We start from the raw sequence: 20853 nt of genomic DNA, 5'->3' as shown, positions 1-20853 counted from the left end.
TGAATAGATATATGAAGACCATGAATAAATCTCAAATCAACGTACAATCCGGCGACCTGTGCTTTACGTTCTGGGAAAGCGGTGATTTGTTCAAGGCTGTAAGTGGAACAACGATGATTAATCAGTGGATGGCTAGTCCGGTGGACGGCTCCATGAACAATCTATACTTGCGGTTTCATAGTGATTCCGGTATTCGTTTTGTGCCAATGCTTGGCATCCACTCCGACAGCCAGGTGAGCAACGAAGGCAGTCGTATGGTATGGACAGGTACTGCTGAGGGCGTAGGCTATCAGGTTGTATTTGCTCCAACAACACAAGGTGTATGGTTCTGGGATGTAACCGTAAATGGTAATGGAGAAGAGGTCGACGTGGTCTATGGCCAGGATGTCGGCAATGCCGATCCAGGTGCGGTACGCAGCAATGAGGCTTACTTGTCGCAATATATTGACCATGCCGTATTTGAGGATGCGAAGCTGGGATATATCGTAGCCTCACGGCAGAATCAGCCACAAGGCGGGGCTTTTCCTTATCTTCAACAGGGTTCATTAACCCGTGCAGCAGGCTACTCCACAGATGGATTTCAGTTCTTTGGCTTGAGTTACAAGGAAACGAATGTCCCTGAACGTCTGAGCAAGTCAACACTTGCGAATGAAGTATACCAGTATGAATTTGCGTACACAGCTCTGCAGTCCGAAAAAGTGGTGTTGAGTGGCGAAGCTCGTTTTGTGTTCTATGGACTTTTTCAGGCCAACCATCCTGAAGCGGTGAAGGAACTCGAATACCAGGATGTTCTCCAACAGGCTTGGGACGAGTATGAAGCGAAGCGTCAAGAGTCTTCAAGCGCAGTGCAGGCAGTATCCAACGTGCTTCCAAAAGTGTCTCTTCATCCGGTAATAGGTGAACCCTTGCCTACTTTATCGATGACCGAAGAAGAAGTGAATTCCCGCTTCCCGGCTGTGAAGAGACATCAGGAAGAGCGCGCGGATGGTGAATTGCTGGCGTTCTTTACCGATACGTATGAGCATATTGTGCTCAAGGAAAAGGAAATGCGTGTGGAACGTCCGCATGGACATATCCTGATGAGTGGCAACAATGTGAAGCTGGGTCAGAACGTAATCACTACGTCTTCCTATATGTATGGTATTTTCAATTCCCATGTGGTTGTGGGTAATACGAACTTCAATAAAATGATGAGCAACGCACGTAGTGCACTTAATATACCCAAATCATCGGGTCAGCGGATCTACGTTGAGATGGAGGGGATTTTCCACCTACTCACGATGCCTTCCCTGTTTGAAATGGGCTTCAACTATGTTCGCTGGTATTACAAAACAGCTGAGGATACGCTGATTATCACGAATTATACAACTTTGGATACGCCTGAAGTACATCTTCATGTGAAGTCGGAAAAAGGAATAGCTTATCGATACCTGATTACCAATCAGATTACGATGAATGTGAATGAATATGAACTTCCTGTTCATGTTTCGGAGCAGAATGATGAACTGAGCTTCAAGGCAGATCACAGCTCCCTCAGTGCCGAAGTATATCCTAATCTTGAGTACCGCATGCGGGTAAGCGGAGCAGGAGTGACGGTTGGCGATGAGACTGAACTGGCTAGTGGAGTAAACGCAGGCGACGACTCACTGACGACTTTACGACTGGACAGCAGCGCTGAATGGACATTGACCATTCAAGGGCTGTTGGAAGGAGGACAGATCGCATCCTCGACACGCAGCTTCGAAGAGGAAGTGGCAGCTTATCGTACCTTCTATGCAGAAGTGATGAATGGGTTCCATTTGTCCCAACCTCAGAAGCAAGGAGCAGACGAGTTGTTCAAAGTGAATGCTCTTGCATGGTGGTACACCCACAATATGCTGGTGCATTACTCTGTTCCTCACGGACTGGAGCAATATGGCGGTGCAGCTTGGGGAACACGGGATGTCTGCCAGGGTCCGGTCGAATACTTTATGGCTACACAAAAGTATGAGCAGGTTCGCGACATTCTGAAGACGGTATATTCGCATCAGTATGAGGATGACGGCAACTGGCCGCAATGGTTTATGTTCGATCGTTATTTCAAAGTTCAGCAGGAAGAAAGCCATGGTGACATTATTGTTTGGCCTCTCAAAGTGCTAAGTGATTATCTGATTGCCACCAAGGATTATTCGATTCTGAATGAGGAAGTACCTTATACCGTAAAACATGGTTTTGACTTTACTGATCAGACAGCCAGCGTGCTGGAGCATGCCCAGAAAGAACTGGAGTATATTCGCAGTCATTTCCTGCATGATACATTCCTCTCTTCATATGGTGACGGGGACTGGGACGATACATTACAGCCTGCCAATGCTCAATTGAAGCAATATATGGTCAGCAGCTGGACTGTGGCGCTCACCTATCAAACGTTGAAGCAGCTATCCAGAGCGCTTGCGCCTGTGAAACCGGAGCTTTCTTCGGAATTAAGCGATATGGCAGCGGGTGTGAAAAGGGACTTCAGCAAGTATATGTTGGATACCGATGTGATTCCGGGCTTTGTATATATGGAAGATCCGGCACAAACGAAGCGCATGCTGCATCCGGATGACAGCGAGACAGGTATTCAGTACCGTTTGCTGCCAATGACACGCAGCATGATTGCCGAGCTGCTGGAGCCTGAGCAAGCGCAATCCCATTATGAACTGATCAAGGACAAGCTGTACTGCCCGGATGGTGTCCGATTGATGAATCGTCCAGCACAGTATGATGGCGGCGTCAGCACTCATTTCAAACGTGCAGAGCAGGCATCCAACTTTGGACGTGAAGTGGGCTTGCAATATGTTCATGCTCACATCCGTTATATTGAAGCCATGGCGAAGCTGGGCAACCCGGATGAGGTCTGGAATGGCCTCGGCATTATCAATCCAGTGGGTATCCAGGAAGCTGTTCCTAATGCGGATTTGCGTCAAAGTAATGCCTACTTCAGCAGCTCTGACGGAAAATTCAACAACCGTTATGCAGCGCAGGAGCAATTCGATAAGCTTCGCACCGGAGATGTGCAGGTGAAGGGCGGCTGGAGAATTTACTCCAGTGGACCGGGAATCTACATGAATCAGCTCATTTCGAACGCCTTGGGCATTCGTCAGGAGGAAGTAGATCTGGTTCTGGACCCTGTGCTGCCTGTCAGCTTGGATGGTTTGCATTTTGATTTCCAATTTGCCGGCAAAAAAGTAACCTTCGTCTATCATCTCAACGGAGAGGCCGTACAACGTATTGTGTTGAATGGCAAGGAGCTGCATGCGACAAGATTGCAACAACCTTATCGTCTTGGTGGACTGCGTATTTCACGCACGGCTCTTGAACAGAGCCTGAGCGAGAATAACGTGATTGAGATTTACAGTTAATCGTGTAAACGGTAGTCCTTTTTATCAAGTATAAATATCTAAGATGTCAGGTCCTTCGATTTCGAAGGGCCTGATGAACATCACAGGGGAGCGAAGAATGTGGTCAGTATCAAGGATATCGCCAAACAGGCGGGAGTTTCGATCTCTACCGTGTCATATGCTCTGAACGGCAGCAACAAAGTGACAGATGAGACCCGTTCCAAAATTTTGGCTATCGCCAAAGAGCTGAACTATGTTCCCAATGCTGCTGCCAGAACATTGAAGAAGAGAGAGTCCAAAATTCTGGGTGTATTTCTGACGGATTTTAGCGGGGATGTATATGGAGACTTGCTTAGTGGTATGAAGTCTGTATGCAACGCGCAAGGGTACGACCTGATTGTGTGCAGCGGGAAACAATCTCATCGAATGCTTCCAGAACGAATGATTGATGGTGCTGTCATTCTGGATCATACATTTGCAAGCAAGGAACTAATGCAATATGCAGACAGAGGACACAAGATTGTTGTGCTTGACCGGGAACTGGATCACCCCAATATTAATCAGGTTCTGCTGGATAACAAGGCTGGAGCAACCCTTGCAATGGAGCATTTAATTGAACAGGGACACACGAAGATCTATGTCGTGACAGGTCCGGAAGGCTCATTTGACTCGGCTCAGCGGTTAAAGGCCGTGAGGCAAGTATCGGAGCGGGCAGCGAATGTGGAATGGATTGAGATCACCGGAGATTTCGAGAAGAGTGGCGGAGAACGGGCAGCTGAACGTATTATTCAGGAATATACTCAACCGGTTGGGGTGTTTTGTCTTAATGACGAGATGGCGATTGGGATGTGTGACCGGCTCGCTGATAGCGAGTTAAACATTGGTGAGGAGATTGATATTATCGGATTCGACAATATTGAACTTAGCAAATATGTGCAGCCGAGACTGGTCACGATTGATTATTCCAAACGAAAATGGGGCGCACTCGCAGCCGAGCAATTAATCAAGATTATTGCCGGAGAGCCTGTCGATCATGAACGCATCTACGTGACGCTGGTAGAGGGCGGGTCGGTAAACAGCCAGGTTCAGTCAGAATATATGGCGCAAACCCAGGGTGAAAAGGCGGTTAGCTATTGACGACACTGCCCCTTCTTCATCCATGGATGTTGTGTCAATTGACGACTTTACAGCAAGAGACAAGGCTTAGAAGAATTGAAGCATTCTTTTAAGCCTTGTCTCTTGTTTAGCTTGTTTATTTGACCCACTATAAAATGAAAAAACCTCTCACCAGGAGAGGCTTGGCCCTTAAAGGCCCTTGGTTTTGTCATTGTTGTAGGATGAAGTGAGAATGCCTGTAAGGAAGAGAGCCAATACAATTGCAATAATCCAAAATGTCAGTGAAAATGACATACCATAGCACCTCCTGCAAAATCTTTACTTCTATTATAACCATTATAGGAAGAAAAGGAATGCTTCACTCCATCATTTGTAAAATAAAAAGTGAGTAGGTACCGGTCTGAGGCTCCCGTCCGAAGGGTTATTCACAACCCGGTTATTCACGACGAGTGAGGACGATCCGCCGCCATCCAGATTATAGGCGTCCACGACGCCAAGCTTGTACAAACGTCCTTGCAGCTCTTCCAGGGTGGCTCCTGAGCTGCCCGCTTCGTTATACCCGTCAACCACGATAATCAACAATTGATCGTCCTTGTAGTTGCCAATTACGGTGCGTGGCGCCCGCTTGGGTGACACTTTCCATTTGGCCGGAATGACCGTTTTTTGTCCATTCTGCAAGAGCACGGGTACAAATGTAGCTCCAAATTGGGGTTGTAGGCGATCCAGGGAGCTTTTGTCGAAAAATTTACCGCCTACCAGCTTACCGGCATGATCAAGACCTACAAAAAACAGATCCTTAAAGCTGGCCTGAAAACCATTCACATACTTGCCGTCCATAACGGTTGTACTTAGTGGATACCGCTTGCCGCCGCTGTCGGCGAATCCTCCGGCATTAATTCCGGCAATGGCACCGCTGCGCTTGACCGCCTGCATGGTGGTCTCAGATCGGCCTGGCTCGCTGTCCAGAGCCATCTTCATGGCCGTGGGGTCTTTTAGCTTGATTTTCATCGCATAACCCTTATAGGCGCCTGGATTGACCCTATAGAGTTCAATTGTAATTCGATCACTGTCTATCCGTTCAAACGGAACGCCCAGCTTGGATGAGATCCGTTGATTATAGATCGTTTCCGGGCGAGCGGCTTGAACCGTAGCCTTCTGTACAAGCGTCGACATCGTACTCGTTGTCTGATTGTACAGCTGTGTTGTTCTTTTAATAGAAGAAGAAGTCTGAACAGCAGCTTCTTTTGCCCCTGCAAGCTCCTGGCTAATTGCCTGGGTCCGGGGTGTAATGGTCTCTTCAGCCAGACCGGAATCAATGAAATCTCCGGGTTCAAGCGGAGGACGAATCAGCAGCATGCATAACATCAATCCAACAAAGGGAGCAAGTGCAAGCATAAATAAACGATTAACCTTTTTTACGGGTGTAATCATTTGAGCAGGTCCATCTTTTTCTGGAGTGTCTCCAGTTGTTTTTTGACTTCGCTCAGCTGGGTATACAATTTGTTGCTGTTGTCGGTTTTATCGTTTGCATTATCCTTGGTGAAAGTCAGCAATTCATTAAAGGACTGCACCTGGCCCTGCAGGGCCGCTACTTCCTTGGATATCGTTGTTAGCTGCTTTTCGTAGTCGGCTTTGAGCGCTGCAATCTGCTGTTGATTATGGGTCTGAAGCTGATTAATCATCTGTTGCTGGAGGTGGTTACTATAATAGTAGGTTCCGAGTACTCCAAGTGCAATGAGAACAATCCACATGACCAGAAACAGCTTGACTGAAGATCCGGCCTTACCTTTGGCGCTCCGGGTGTGATGGATGTCAGAGGGTTGGACAGAAGGTTTCATATCATCACTCCTGGTTATTTATAGGTACAAAAAATTTTCCAGTCCTCATTCTATCATGCCACTATTGATTACGCAAAAATGAAATTCTTTGAGTAATAGGATAAAAAGAGATTGCATCGGAAGGAAGTCCTAGGATACAATTTCTTATAGATGCAATAAGTAGGAACTTTGGGCAAGTTTTTCGACTTTTTTAGATAGAAATGCAGGAAATTTATACTATATTTTGATCTTTCTTCGCTTGGGAAGACAAAAGTCCCGATGTGGCGACAGCAAAATACAGTAGAAATAGAGCTGTTTTTACAGCTGTATCAACCGTTTTTTCTATTTTTCGACATTATCCGACTTTTACTTCTTCTATACACGGACTGTCGCAAGGATAGAGGCATTATTATGGCTGATGGTAGAAAAGGAATTTGTCCAATACATAACAGGGGGAACAACAATGAAAAAAGTATGGCAGGTGGTCATCGTAGATATCCACCCCACCAGCATGCTGGGTACAAAATTAATTTTGGAAGAACAGCAGGATCTGTTGGTACGGGGGATGACTTCGACCGGGTCCGAAGGTCTTGACCTGGTGAACATTCACCAGCCCGATCTGATTTTGATGGATTATCGGCTTCCTGAGGGTCAGGCGGATCAGTATATTGCCCAGATGAAAAATCTGTCGGCACATAGTCACATCATCATTCTAACGGACGAGGACAATGTAAAATTATTTCGTCATCTAATCAGTCTTGGTGCAAGTGGTATGCTGTCCAAACAGGCTTCCCCTAGCCAGCTGATTCATCTGATTTCCGGGCTGCGTGAGGGATGTGTATCCATTCCATTATCCTGGTTAGCCAGTTCGGATTGGGCACAGCCTGTGGAATCTCCGACAGAAGAACTTATTGTTGAATTAACAGAGACCGAAACTTTTATCATGGAAAGAATTGTTCAGGGCGTAACCTATGATAAAATAGCCAGTGAGATTAACGTTAGCAGACGTTCGATTGATAATTACCTGCGTAAAATATACGTGAAGCTGGATGTAAGCAGCAGGGCACAGGCGATTGAACGTTATGCTTTATATGCGAGACAGACCAAAACCGTATCCTGACGAGCATGGTTCCATGAATCTCTATGCACGATGACTCGTCAAGTGTCCGGTCTGGTCATATTCAGTGTCCAACAGGAATAGGTTGTAGGGGCTATGGACTGCGAGTACAGTTCGGATTAGGGATGAAAGGGGAACGGACCGATGAAATATTTCTTCGCCTCCCGTACAAACAGGCTTTTGACTTCACCGCTGAGGGACCTTCGTGAGATGTCTGGCCGGGAGTATTTCATTTCTCTGGCAGAAGAACTGCCTGCGGAGGAGCTGTTTCCATTCAAACTGCTGGAAGAAGCAGCGGTGTCTGTATTTAGTTCCGGACCCTCCGCATTGCAGTATGGTGAGCTGGCAGGATACAGACCGTTGAGAGAATGGCTGGACACAGATTGGAATGCTCGCAAGGGCATACGGACGGTACCAGAGCAGATTCTATTGACCACAGGTACCCAGCAGGCCATTGATCTTGTGATGCGTTTGCTGCTTGAGCCTGGAGATTCCGTACTGGTCGAGCATCCTACCTCTCCAGGCTGTCTCGAGGTTCTGGAGATGCAAGGTGCCAAAATCGTGCCCGTCGCAGGCGATGGAGATGGCATTTTGCCTGACCTTTTGGAGCATCACATGCAGCAGGTGAGACCGAAGCTGCTTTTTGCTGCACCCAGTTTTTCCAATCCAACCGGCGTGCTGTGGAGTATGGAACGGCGTGAGGCTGTGCTTGATCTGTGTTCACGTTATGGTGTGCTGCTCGTGGAAGATGATTCCTATGGTGAACTTCATTTTGATGGATTGGAGCCTGGAGACTTCTACCGGAAGTATCCTTCCCTCTTTGCGCTGGATACAGCGGATCAGGGTGGACATGTTCTCTACATTGGTTCGTTTAGCAAAACGGTAGCACCTGCCCTGCGTACAGGCTGGGCTGCCGGACATCCGGCCTTGATCCAGGCTATGGCCTCCGTGAAACGGATAGCAGACGGACAGTCCAGCCCCATGAATCAGCGGTTGTTGTATCAACTGCTTGCCCATTCTCCTTTTAAGTGGAGTGACCATCTCTCCATGCTGAACCGGGAGTATAAGACCAGGCTCAAGCTTATGCTCGAGTTGTTGAAGCGTCCGGGTTGGAAAGGAAGCCAGTATAGGATTCCTGAGGGGGGGATGTATCTGTGGGTGCAGCTGCCGGATGGATTGGACAGCGGAGCTTTGCTCAAGGCAGCGTTGTTAAAAGGAGTATCTTTTCTTCCAGGTTCGCTCTGCTCCACGGGTGAACAGGATCATCGGTACATCCGGTTGAACTTCAGCCATCCAGGCCGGGATGAATTGCTCCTTGGCATGAATCTGATCAGTGAATCCATAACAGAGTTTACAGCCCGGAGCTAAACCGGATATAGAAAAGAAAGAATGTATAGTCAAATTCATGCCTGGAACCTGGGACAGCAGAAGTTCCAGGCATTGGATTTGGAAGCAAATAGGTTACCCCCAAAGTAATTACGTTATTGCATCCACTAACATTTTTATATATAATATGTATTAATGAGTTGTTGTTTTCTTTATATAAGCTGCATTCATTGCAAGTTCAGGAGAAGCACTCATATATTTTAACTAACGGGGGAACGAACATGTCTAACATTTTATTTGTCAAAGCAAACGACCGTCCTGCAGATCAAGCAGTCAGCGTACAATTGTACGATGCATTTTTGAGCGCATACAAAGAATCCCACCCAGGTGACACAGTTACCGAACTGGATCTCTACAATACAGATATTCCTTACTACGGCAACACTGTAATTACAGGTGGATACAAAGCCGCTAATGGTATCGAAGCAACTGCTGAAGAGCAAAAAGCTGCTTCATTGGCAGCACAATTGCAAGATCAATTCTTGGCAGCAGACAAAGTAGTATTTGCATTCCCACTGTGGAACTTCACTGTTCCAGCACCACTGGTGAACTACATTTCCTACCTGAGCCAAGCTGGCAAAATGTTTAAATACACTGCTGAAGGCCCTGTAGGTCTGGTAGGCGACAAAAAAGTGGCATTGCTGAACGCACGTGGCGGAGTTTACTCCGTAGAGCCTATGGCATCCGCTGAAATGTCCGTTAAATATGTAACAAATGTACTGAACTTCTGGGGTATCCAAAACCCTGAACTGGTTATCGTTGAAGGCCACAATGCTTCACCTGACCGTTCCCAAGAGATCGTAGCAGCAGGTCTGAAATTGGCTTCCGAAGTAGCAGCAAGCTTCTAATAGCCTAATCTATAGAATCACGAAAAAGCCCATCATCTCCATTGGAGAAGATGGGCTTTTCTGCATCTTCATTTTGCATGAAGCTACGTTACCTGTTGCCTCAGTCACTCTTTCCATGGATCAGGTAGGGCTCCGCTACTTCCGCAATAAGCTCCAGCTCACTGTTCTCATGTTGATTCAAGGAAAAATCCATTTCTAGTTCATTTATACTCCGTTCAATCATATCATTATCCTCAAGCATGTGAGCATGCTCGGTCAGTGCCTGCACACCTTTAACCGTCAGCACATATCGTCCACGGGATAGCCGTTCGAACCAGCCATAATAGTTTTTTTGCAAAATGGCCGCAGCGGAACCCACACTTGTCTGTTTACTGATTAAGGCGGGGGAGGCTTCTCCCTGAGCGCGAAGGGCGGATGCTACACGTAATGCTTTTTCCCTGTAAGCGGTGACTAGCTGCCTGCGTGTGCTTCCTCCCGTGTTGTAGTCACCACTGCGCTCGTCGAATTCCTTTAGCAATCGTTGCCGTCGGATACCGCCCTTATGTACACCGGTGCTGCTACCGGGCATATGACCTTGGACAGCAGGTTCGCACAGCACATCAATCAGAGGTGATTTGGTTTTGTAGAACGTAACGGTGATAAGCCCTAGCCCAAGTTGTCTGCACAGTGCGGTCAATTCGCCCCAGCGCTGGTTCACCGCCCCACGCTTGCTGCGGTTCCGCTCAACAGCCAGGTACACGAAGGGACTGAGCTTCAGGCGCTGCATTCCCTGTAACAGCAGAGACAGATTAAATGTTTTTTTCATCTCCACAATGAGTGGTTCATTCTGATCTGATCTGACCCCAACCAGGTCACAATGTTTGACTTCAGCCTTCACGTCATAGCCGCGTCGTTCGAAAAAAGCCTTTACAGGCGAATATAACTCGGTTTCGTATTTGACTGCCATCGTTTCTGCTCCTTCCCTGAAGTGGCTCGTCTCTGGCCATCTATTGTTCCGTATTCCGAATTTAGAACCTTCATTATATCATATCCGTTCTTTTTTTTCTGAGCGCACAAGATGTCTGATAGAACAGGGAAAGCCTCAAATTATGACCCGCGGATTGAAAAAAAGAGGTCAACTTATCCGATTTGCCGCATAGGTATGTAATACACTTTTCACAACAATACATGATGTTTGGACAGAGGGTGGCGGGACTAATCCGGACCGCAAGATTGGTATTCAAGCACAAGTCGTAATTCTATTGATTTCTTCATACCATTCGGAATGGTTGACAATCACACTAAAGGAGCCATGGGAGGTACCAAGCATGAATATTTTTGAACGCGTTGCGGAACATCGGGCAGAAAGTGACCGTTTGACATGGAACGGGACATTTGAAGATTATATTGCACTGCTGAGAGAGGACCCGACTCCGGCAATGACGGCTCACGCACGAGTGTACCAGATGATTGAATCGTTTGGCGTGGAAGAAGTGGGGGGGCACAAACGGTACAAGTTTTTTGAACAGGAGATTTTTGGGCTGGATCGGTCCATTGAAAAGCTGGTGGAAGAATATTTTCACTCGGCAGCACGCCGCCTGGATGTTCGCAAACGGATACTGCTGCTTATGGGACCGGTCAGCGGAGGTAAGTCCACTCTGGTAACGCTGCTGAAACGTGGCCTAGAACAATTCTCCCGTACAGAAAAGGGTGCTGTATACGCCATTGAAGGATGCCCAATGCATGAGGAGCCCCTGCATCTGATTCCGCTGGAGCTTCGTCCCGAAGTGGAAAAGGAAATCGGTGTCCGCATTGAGGGCAATCTTTGCCCATCCTGCCAGATGCGTCTTCGGACCGAATATGGCGGTGATATCAGCAAAGTGCCGGTAGAACGGGTCATCATTTCCGAGGATAACCGGGTAGGAATAGGAACATTCAGTCCATCTGATCCCAAATCCCAGGATATTGCCGATCTGACCGGAAGTATCGACTTCTCAACCATAACCGAATTCGGCTCCGAATCCGATCCGCGCGCCTATCGTTTTGACGGTGAATTAAACAAGGCCAACCGTGGATTAATGGAATTTCAGGAGATGCTGAAATGTGATGAGAAGTTTCTGTGGAACCTGTTATCCCTGACGCAGGAAGGTAATTTTAAAGCAGGCCGATTTGCCTTGATCAGTGCGGATGAGATGATTGTGGCGCATACGAATGAATCCGAGTACAAATCATTTATTTCCAACAAAAAGAATGAAGCCTTGCAATCCCGGATGATCGTCATGCCGATCCCCTACAACCTGAAGGTTTCCGAGGAAGAGAAGATTTATGGCAAGCTCATTCAGCAAAGTGATATGAAGCATGTCCATATTGCACCGCATGCCCTGCGGACTGCAGCCATTTTTTCCATACTTACCCGCCTGAAAGAAACGAAGAAACAAGGCATGGATCTGGTCAAAAAAATGCGGATGTATGACGGTGAAGAAGTTGAAGGGTACAAGGAAGCCGATCTGCGTGAGATGCAAAATGAATATTTGGATGAAGGCATGTCGGGCATTGATCCACGTTATGTCATCAACCGGATATCCAGTGCTTTGATTAAGCAAAATCTTCAGTGCATTAACGCGCTGGATATTCTCCGGGCGATCAAGGATGGTCTGGATCAGCATGCATCGATTTCAAAAGAGGAACGCGAGCGTTATCTGAACTTTATTGCGCTGGCTCGGAAAGAGTATGATGAGCTGGCGAAGAAGGAAGTACAGAAAGCATTTGTTTACTCGTTCGAAGAGTCGGCCAGAACACTGTTCGAAAATTACCTCGATAATATCGAGGCCTTCTGCAACTGGTCCAAAATTCGTGATCCACTGACGGATGAGGAGATGGACCCGGATGAGCGCTTAATGCGTTCGATTGAGGAGCAGATCGGTATTTCCGAAAATGCCAAAAAGGCGTTCAGGGAAGAGATACTGATTCGAATCTCGGCGTATTCCCGCAAGGAACGGAAGTTTGAATACAGCAGTCATGATCGTCTGCGTGAAGCGATTGAAAAGAAACTGTTCACTGATTTGAAGGACATTGTAAAAATCACAACTTCAACCAAGACACCTGATGCGACACAATTGAAACGAATGAATGAAGTGATTAAACGGTTAATTGAAGAACATGGATACACCGCGGCCAGCGCGAATGAATTGCTCCGTTATGTGGGCAGTCTATTGAATCGCTGATCTGCAACGAACCATTCCGGATCAGGCTCCTGACTTCTGCTGTGAGGCTCCTTCACAGCAGGTTCTGGGGCCTTTTTATATGGGTAGATGTACAATTAAAACTAATAAACTGACAAAGAAGGTCAATTCCATGACAAATTAGTTCTTATGGTATATGTTAAATTAGGTCATTTAGTCTATAATCGATACATATATTTACAATTTAAACTTTTTTGTGGTTATTAAGGAGCTGACAGAACTAGTTATGAGTATTGCTACAGCAAGACAACAACAACTTGATTATATTGGATTGACCGCCGGAGATCTGCAATTGCTGGCTGATCATCGACCTGCTTTTGAGAAAGTGGTGGACGAAGTGGTGGACCACTTCTACAATCATGTGGGCAATTATCCGAATTTGGTCGATCTGATTGCCCGCTTCTCTTCCATTGATCGTTTGAAGGAAACACAAAAGCTATACTGGTTATCCATGACGGATGGTGTAGTTGATGATGCATACATTGATCAGCGCATTGCAATCGGACTGGTCCATTCCCGCATTGGCTTGTCCGAAGATTATTATCTGGGCACGTATATGGTTTACCTCGATATTGCAACAAGCATATTCCAGCAAGTCATTCCTGAACGCTGGCATGTAGTCATTCAGGCCCTTAGTAAAATGTTCAACCTCGATTCACAGCTTGTATTAGAGGCTTACGAGAAGAAGGAAAAGGAAAAATTAAATCAACTCGCTGAAGATCAGCAGCATACGTTGCTGGCGATCACGCAGATTACCCAGCAGTTGACGGGCATGATTAGTGAATTGAATGAAAATGCTCAGGCGATCTCTGATGTGGCCAGGGAAACGGTAGCCTCTCAGGATCAGGCAAATGGACTGTTGGAAGAGTTGACTAAGGAAATTCATCAGATTGGCAAAATGGGTGAGATCATTCGTGAAATCTCGGATCAGAGTCATCTCGTGGGTTTGAATGCCGCCATTGAAGCTGCACATGCAGGAGAATTTGGCCGGGGATTTGAGGTGGTTGCCAGTGAGGTTCGCAAGCTTGCGGCTAGTTCCCGAGAGGCTCAAGGGAAAATTCAGTCGAACTTGACACAGATCATGAACAAGCTTGGTAGTGTTCAACAGGAGTCGGAGCACACTGCTTCGGGAGCAAGGCGTCAGGCATCCCGTTCAGAAGAGCTTGCGGTTTTTGCTACCACTATGGAGAAACTGGCACTTGATCTGAGGACATTGGATCATCAGGAATAGGCGGTAATACCGGCCGGAAGCTGTGATACCGTTTCTGGCTGTTTTAAGCTATAATGGGTAGACAAACCTGCCGATGTTATAGTGAATGCAGCCGGAGACAGGGTATTTGAAAGAGGTTGAGGTGATCAGGTGGCTTCTATCCATGATGTGGCCAAAGAGGCGGGCGTATCTGTTGCAACCGTTTCCAAAGTGCTGAACGATTATCCCGATGTAAGTGACAAAACTCGCAAAAAAGTCAATATAGCCATCGAACTATTGAAATATCAACCGAATGTGGTTGCCCGTGGACTTGTAAAACGCCGTTCTTGGACGGTAGGTGTATTGTTGACGGTTCCTTTTACCAATCCGTTTGTATCGGAGTTGCTTGAAGGCATCAAAACAGCGCTGGAAAACAGCGGATACGATCTTGTTCGGTTATCTACACGTTTTGATGATCCAACATACTCGTTTATTAAACATTGCCGCAGCCGAAATGTGGATGGCGTTGTTGTATTCGGGGAAGGAAGAGACAATAAAAGTATTGAAGAATTGGTTACTGCGGAAATTCCGACGATGTTCATTGATACCGACTTGTTTGGCAAGCGGGCAGGATACATAACGACGGATAATGCAAATGCCATTGCTATGAGTGTCAAACATTTGCATGAACTGGGTCACCAGAAAATTGCCTATATTTCAGGTACACTTGGACCTGCCGTAGCGAATCTTCGCCTGGATGGGTATCGGGAAGGCTTGCGTGTCTGCGGTATTCCATATTCAACCGTGTACTTGGAGGTCTGTGACTACTCTTTCGATGGCGGCAGTAAGGCAGCTCGCCGGTTGCTTGCATTGAGGGACCAGCCTACGGGGATTGTCTGTGCTTCAGACATGTCCGCCTTTGGAGCGATCCACGAAATTGAGAAGCATGGTTTACGGGTGCCGGAGGATGTATCTGTTGTCGGCTTTGATAACACATACTATGCGGAAGTGTTCAAACCGGGGTTGACCACCATTAATCAAAATATTCATTCCATTGGGATCAAATCCATTGAATATCTGATTGCCATGATTGAAAATCCTGCATATACTCCCCCAGTCATTACGGAGCCATCCAATCTGGTGATTCGTCAAACGACTGCACCTGCCAAAGCGTAAAGAGCTTCAAACCAGCACAGCCTATGGGTTGTGCTTTTTTGGTATGGCATTTGGTATGGCATTTCATTTTAAGAAATAATGGATATCAGAAGTTGTTGTGCATATAGCTGGCAGGAAAGCTGTTGACTTTTTGCAGAACAGACCTTAACAATAAAAGGAATAATAATACAGAATTTTATGTAATCGCTTACTTTTTTGCTGATGAATATAAGAACATAAAGACACTACAAGTGTCATTCAATGGGAAGGGTGATGGGCATGCATCGGGTACTGCTGGTTGATGATGAAGTATACGCACGCAAAGGACTCCGAAAACTGATCCGCTGGGAAGCCTGCGGGTTCGAAGTGGCTGGAGAGGCGAATGATGGGGATGAGGCTTGTACCCGGATCGAACAGCTACAGCCCGACGTTGTCATTACGGATATACGCATGCCGGAGACGGATGGACTGGAATTGATCCGGCGCACGGTTGAACGTGATGGGCAGGTTCTCACAAAGGGTAAACAGCCCTATTTTATCATTGTGAGCGGATATAATGATTTTGCTTACGCTCAGCAGGCCGTGAGATACGGGGTACAGGATTACATTTTGAAGCCGATTGATGAGATTGAACTGGAAGGGACTTTATGCAAGCTGGCGCAGGAGTTGAACCGTCACAAACATGCTGAACAAATCAGACTTGAGCAGGAATACGTCAGATTACTTGAACAGTTCATCTATGGCGAATCGGATTTGGAAACGGTTGAACAGTGGACTGAACTAACGGGTACACGTGCTGACGACCCACTGGCATATCTGCTGTTTGAGAATAATACGCCACATTTGCGGGTTTCCGATACGACTCAAGAGGAAGAGCTGGAAGCTGGGAAAGGAGAGAATTTTGGCCGAATCGTGCAGTCTGTTCTTGGGAGGATGTATCCAAATCGCTCATATCTGCATGTAAAAGAGCATAACGAACGTGTCGGGGTTCTGTTAACTTCGGAATATCTGCGCCCCTATTCAATGAATCTTCATGAGGTTGCCAAACAAATGCAATCCTGCTTCGCCGAAATGAGCCATGACGCTGTAAGTATATATATCGGTAAGGTTTGTTATGAACCTTTACTCATTGGACATGCCTATCAGACCGCACTGAAGGCCATTTCCTATAAATTTATTTCAGAGAAGAGCGGGATCGTCCTGTATGATGACATGCAGCATGAGCCTGTACAGTGGGTGCATACCGATCATGAAAAGGAGCAGGAACTCTTGACACTCATGGAGGAACAACGGATTCACGCGTTGGAGCATGCAGTGGGTGAATGGTTCACCGGCATGAGAACGGCGCATTACGCTCCTATTGCAGTAACATCGGCAATTCACCAACTAATCTCAGCTGTACTATCCATTCTGAAATCGGCTGAGGTGAATGTGAAAGAGATCCCTTCGTTCAAACCCATTCTGGCATGGCAAGCGGAGCGGGGGACATTGGCTGAGGCCAGGCAGTTGATGACGGTTTTCATGCTGGATTCAGCGCGTAAACTGGCGGAACAGCGTCAGTACAATCACCGGGGAGCCTTGACGAAAATCAAACATTATATTGAAGCCAACTACAGCAGCAATATTAGTTTGAGAAGTATTGCCTCCGAATTTTACATGAATCCGGTCTATTTGGGTCAACGCTTCCGCAAGGTGTATGGCGTGTATTTCAACGATTTTCTGCTCCAGCTTCGGATGGAGGAAGCCAAGAAGCTGCTGCGTCAGACAGATATGCGAGTATATGAAATCGCCGAGAAGGTTGGGTTCGGAAGCAGTGATTATTTCGCGACTCAATTTGAGAAGACGGAATCATGCGCACCTACGGAATACCGAAATCGCATCTTGGATGAAGGGTAGGGAGATGACACCGTGAAGCTCAACTTTTTTAATAATATTCGGCTACGGGATAAGATGCTGATTTTATATCTCTTCTTTGTACTCGTACCCGTTATCCTGACTAATGTTATTTTCTATCAGGTGACTATAGCGAACGTAAAGTCCCAGCGAATGGCCGATCTCTCCAAAGGAATGGAACAGATTCGAAGTCAATTTATGGGGGAAATTCGCAATGCGGCCGATTTCTCCTCAAGCTTTTATACGGACAGTATATTAAATGACATGCTGGATGTGAATTACACCAATCCGGTTCAGTATATCGAAGCCTACGATTCCTATCTTCGCAAAATCCTGAATACCTATTACTCCGGCTATCGCTCCCTCCAAGGCTTGACGATCTATGTGGATAACGAAAGTGTACTACCTTCCGGGGGAGTGGAGTTTCTGACCGAAGAGGTGCGACAGTCCGAGCCATACAGGCTGCTGGCAAACAGTGAACACTCCGCCCCCCTTCTAATGAGATCCGGCCCTGAAGGGAATCGGCAGACGTTCAGCATTTTACGCAAACTGAATTATTATGAAGCTCTGCCCGGATGGAAGGAAAAGTTCGTACGACTGGATCTGAAGCCATCGACGATTCGCCAGATTTTCACGAACCTTAACGTACAGGGCAATCTGTATCTGATTAATCCGGCTGGACAAATAGACTACTCGACGGATTCGGGTATCCCATGGTCTAGTCAACTCGTGAATTATAGTGATGTCATGGATCAACAAAGTAAAAAAGAGTTCGAAATGGCCTTTCCGTTGTCCGGTGAAATGAAGGGATGGAAAATCAATGGGGTGTTCAATGAATCCGAGATTTACAAGGAACTGGGCAAACCCAGTCCCCTCGTCGTTGTACTGGCCTGTATCAATCTGATTCTGCCGACCTGGATCATTATCTGGATGACACGCACAATCCACGTGAGGCTGGCACGAATCCTGAAACACATGGAAAAAGTAAAGCATCAGCGATTTGAACCGATCAGACAGCCGGAATCGTCGGACGAGATTGGGCAGCTGACAGCCGAATTCAATCGCATGACGATGACGATCCATCGTTTGATTAACGACGTCTACGTGGCAGATATTCAACATAAAAATTTGGAGTTACAGCGACGTCATGCCCAATTAAATGCATTGCAGAGCCAGATTAATCCGCATTTTCTGTTCAACGCGCTGGAGACCATCCGCATGCGCAGCCTCATGAAAGATGAGGATGAGACGGCGCGAATTATTTATCATATGGCTAAAATTTTTCGAAATGCCCTAACCTGGAATCGGGATAAAGTCAGCATACAGGAAGAATTGGAGTATGTGACCTGTTTTCTTGAAATCCAGCAATATCGTTTCGGTCACAAGCTGAATTATACGATTGATTTAGACCCAGAGGCTGCGGATTGTTCCATTCCCAAGATGACATTGTTGCCTTTTGTTGAGAATGCCAGCATTCATGGTATCGAACCACTGAAGGAAGGTGGGGAAATTCGGCTTCGTATTCGGCGAACAGGTTCAGAACTGATCTGTGTGGTGGAGGATTCCGGGGCAGGCATGACAGAGGACAAAAGAAATCTGCTGCTCTCTTACGTGGAAACGGAAGACGCAATGGGTGATCGGGTAGGTGTACAGAATGTCATCTATCGCCTGAAGCTGATCTACGATAGCCGGTTCCATATTCAGATCGATAGCGCTCTCAGAGCAGGCACACGTGTGGAAATTGGTTTGCCCCTTGAAGATTCAGCAAATCCGCCAAAGCATTAAACATTCTATGGCATAAACCTATAGTTTATCCGGTAAACAAAGTTTGTCATCAACCTTATAATGAGAGTGCTTACATAAGTGGGGAGAAAGAGGGTGCGTTCATATTGGTTAATCACATGCTGAAGCGCTGGCTGCCAGCTGTATTAGCTTTAACCATGGTGACGGCTTGTTCCTGGGGAGGAAGCGAGATTAAACCGGAGGCCGGTGCAGGGGGAGACGGAAACGGCAAAGAAAGCACAAAGAACGTTACATTCTCGTATTTTAAAGCGGGTTCCGGCAAGGACATCAATACAAACGAAACTACAATCGGCAAAAAGTTGGAGGAACAGACCGGTGTCAATTTCAAAATTGAATACCTTGTGGGTGATATTAATACCAAAATTGGAACGATGATTGCGAGCAACAAATACCCGGATGTGATGGTACCGGACGGGGCTATTGACAAAATCGTGGATGCGGGTGCATTTATTCCACTCAACGATCTGATCGATCAGTATGGCCCAAACATTAAAAGGGTGTATGAACCGTACTATAATTTGATGAAAGAGGAAGACGGCAATATTTATTTTCTCCCTATGAGCGCAGTGGTTGGAGACTATCTGCCTAATCCGAATGTGGATCAAGGGGCTTTCTGGATCCAGCGGCGTGTATTGAAGGAGGCAGGATATCCAAAGATCACCACGCTGGATGAATACATGGATCTGATTAAACAATACGCTGACAAACACAAAGACGAAGGATTAACTGGATTCCTGTCATTGACGTATGATGATAAATTTTTTACGATCACTAACCCGGCCATACATCTTGCAGGATATCCGAATGATGGAGCCATTATGGTGGATATGCAGACACAGGAAGCCAAGGACTATGGGCTGACCGAAGAGACCAAACGCTGGATGCAGAAGCTGAATGAAATGAATTCATTGGGACTGTTCGATAAGTCCTCCTTTGTCGATAATTATGACCAGTATCTTGCGAAAGTGACCCGTGGAAAAGTGCTTGGATTCTTTGATTATGCCTGGCAGGTAGGGCAGGAGATGAACTATTTGAAGGAAGACGGCAACGACGATTTGCGTTATATAGCACTGCCTATTGTATACGATGCAGACACCAAGGATCAGTATACTGATCCACCGAGCTTTGTTAATAACAGGGGGGTTGGCATTACCGTAAGCGCGGAAGATCCAGTTCGTATCATCCAATTCTTCGATAATCTGTTAACGGATGAGAATCAGATTCTGTCCAACTGGGGGATCGAAGGAGAGACCTATGAAGTGAATGACAAGGGGCGGTTTACGCGCTCAGCAGAAATGATCCGAAAAACGGATTCAGACGAGTTCCGTCAATCGTTCGGATTCAAATATTTTGAGTACAGCTGGCCACGTTACGGTAATGGATCGACTCTGCCTGACGGAAATTCTGTCGGTGTAGAACGACAACCCGAAGTTGCCCAATTCTCCTATACGGATGGAGATAAGCTCATTCTGAAGGAGTATGGCGTGAAGACGTTCTCCCAACTGTTCGCTGCGCCGGATGAACGTCCATGGTACCCGGCTTGGAGCATTGCTTTTGATCAAGGTTCCCCAGCCCATATCTATGGGCAGAAACGTACGGATTTGCAAAAAAAATATGTGCCCAAACTGGTCCTCTCCAGTCGGGCTGACTTTAACAGGGTCTGGGATGAATATGTGAAGGAATTCAACAAGCTCGATGTGAAGGGCTATGAACAGACGATGACCAAAGAAGTTCGCAAGAAGGCAAAATTGGTCCAAGGCGAATAAGGTGGCGAGGAAAGGATGGCACGGAGGGATAAACGCCTGCAAGGCGCGTGGTGGATGGGAATTCGACAACATTAAACATTCGTTTTATCTGGAAAAAAGTGTTGATATTCACGCCTAGGACGTTTAGACTATATACATCATATTAACGGGTTAGAGATGTATGACTTTGGCTTTATAACA

The 20853-nt window shown here is 46.6% G+C and carries 14 protein-coding genes; 11 read left to right on the top strand and 3 right to left on the bottom strand.

What is annotated here, in order from left to right:
- Positions 1-11: 11 nt before the first annotated feature.
- Together BMW94_RS21810 and BMW94_RS21805 are read left to right on the top strand one after the other, a co-directional pair.
- Positions 12-3383, top strand: coding sequence for a GH36-type glycosyl hydrolase domain-containing protein (locus tag BMW94_RS21810; RefSeq protein WP_091001021.1), 3372 nt, complete (start codon positions 12-14; stop codon positions 3381-3383).
- A gap of 99 nt (positions 3384-3482) precedes the next feature.
- On the top strand, positions 3483-4499 hold the full coding sequence (locus BMW94_RS21805) for a LacI family DNA-binding transcriptional regulator (protein ID WP_091001020.1): 1017 nt from the start codon (positions 3483-3485) through the stop codon (positions 4497-4499).
- Between the two features lie 345 nt (positions 4500-4844).
- Here BMW94_RS21805 and BMW94_RS21800 read toward each other — a convergent pair whose 3' ends face one another.
- Positions 4845-5909 (bottom strand): phosphodiester glycosidase family protein, encoded by a 1065-nt coding sequence (locus BMW94_RS21800; protein WP_091001019.1) that lies wholly within the window; start codon positions 5907-5909, stop codon positions 4845-4847.
- Positions 5906-6316, bottom strand: a complete 411-nt coding sequence (locus BMW94_RS21795) for a hypothetical protein (protein ID WP_091001018.1) — start codon at positions 6314-6316, stop codon at positions 5906-5908. The genes BMW94_RS21800 and BMW94_RS21795 overlap by 4 nt, the downstream gene beginning before the upstream one ends.
- Positions 6317-6758: 442 nt before the next feature.
- Between BMW94_RS21795 and BMW94_RS21790 the strand changes: the two genes are divergently transcribed.
- From BMW94_RS21790 to BMW94_RS21780, 3 genes are all read left to right on the top strand, one after another.
- Positions 6759-7415, top strand: a complete 657-nt coding sequence (locus BMW94_RS21790; RefSeq protein ID WP_091001017.1) for a response regulator transcription factor — start codon at positions 6759-6761, stop codon at positions 7413-7415.
- A gap of 141 nt (positions 7416-7556) precedes the next feature.
- Positions 7557-8780, top strand: coding sequence for an aminotransferase-like domain-containing protein (locus BMW94_RS21785; protein WP_091001016.1), 1224 nt, complete (start codon positions 7557-7559; stop codon positions 8778-8780).
- A 239-nt stretch (positions 8781-9019) separates the two neighbouring features.
- Entirely contained in the window at positions 9020-9646 is a 627-nt protein-coding gene (locus tag BMW94_RS21780; protein WP_091001015.1) for an FMN-dependent NADH-azoreductase, read from the top strand.
- A gap of 100 nt (positions 9647-9746) precedes the next feature.
- Here BMW94_RS21780 and BMW94_RS21775 read toward each other — a convergent pair whose 3' ends face one another.
- Positions 9747-10592: a DUF2161 domain-containing phosphodiesterase gene (locus tag BMW94_RS21775; RefSeq protein WP_091001014.1), complete on the bottom strand. Its 846-nt coding sequence runs from the start codon at positions 10590-10592 to the stop codon at positions 9747-9749.
- 361 nt (positions 10593-10953) lie between these two features.
- Between BMW94_RS21775 and BMW94_RS21770 the strand changes: the two genes are divergently transcribed.
- The 6 genes from BMW94_RS21770 to BMW94_RS21745 all read left to right on the top strand — a co-directional run bounded on the left by BMW94_RS21770 (position 10954) and on the right by BMW94_RS21745 (position 20673).
- Positions 10954-12849 carry a PrkA family serine protein kinase gene (locus BMW94_RS21770; protein ID WP_091001013.1) on the top strand — a complete coding sequence of 632 codons (1896 nt, stop codon included), beginning with the start codon at positions 10954-10956 and terminating at the stop codon, positions 12847-12849.
- A gap of 244 nt (positions 12850-13093) precedes the next feature.
- On the top strand, positions 13094-14098 hold the full coding sequence (locus BMW94_RS21765; protein WP_091001012.1) for a globin-coupled sensor protein: 1005 nt from the start codon (positions 13094-13096) through the stop codon (positions 14096-14098).
- A 129-nt stretch (positions 14099-14227) separates the two neighbouring features.
- Positions 14228-15232 (top strand): LacI family DNA-binding transcriptional regulator, encoded by a 1005-nt coding sequence (locus BMW94_RS21760; RefSeq protein WP_091001011.1) that lies wholly within the window; start codon positions 14228-14230, stop codon positions 15230-15232.
- Between the two features lie 258 nt (positions 15233-15490).
- On the top strand, positions 15491-17107 hold the full coding sequence (locus BMW94_RS21755; RefSeq protein ID WP_175480804.1) for a response regulator: 1617 nt from the start codon (positions 15491-15493) through the stop codon (positions 17105-17107).
- 12 nt (positions 17108-17119) lie between these two features.
- On the top strand, positions 17120-18889 hold the full coding sequence (locus BMW94_RS21750) for a sensor histidine kinase (protein WP_368086928.1): 1770 nt from the start codon (positions 17120-17122) through the stop codon (positions 18887-18889).
- Between the two features lie 116 nt (positions 18890-19005).
- On the top strand, positions 19006-20673 hold the full coding sequence (locus BMW94_RS21745; RefSeq protein ID WP_091001121.1) for an ABC transporter substrate-binding protein: 1668 nt from the start codon (positions 19006-19008) through the stop codon (positions 20671-20673).
- Positions 20674-20853 lie beyond the last annotated feature (180 nt).

It is taken from the genome of Paenibacillus sp. OK003 (assembly GCF_900109515.1).
In the GTDB taxonomy this organism is placed as follows: Bacteria; Bacillota; Bacilli; order Paenibacillales; family Paenibacillaceae; genus Paenibacillus; species Paenibacillus marchantiae.
This window is presented reverse-complemented; position numbering and strand designations above follow the sequence as displayed.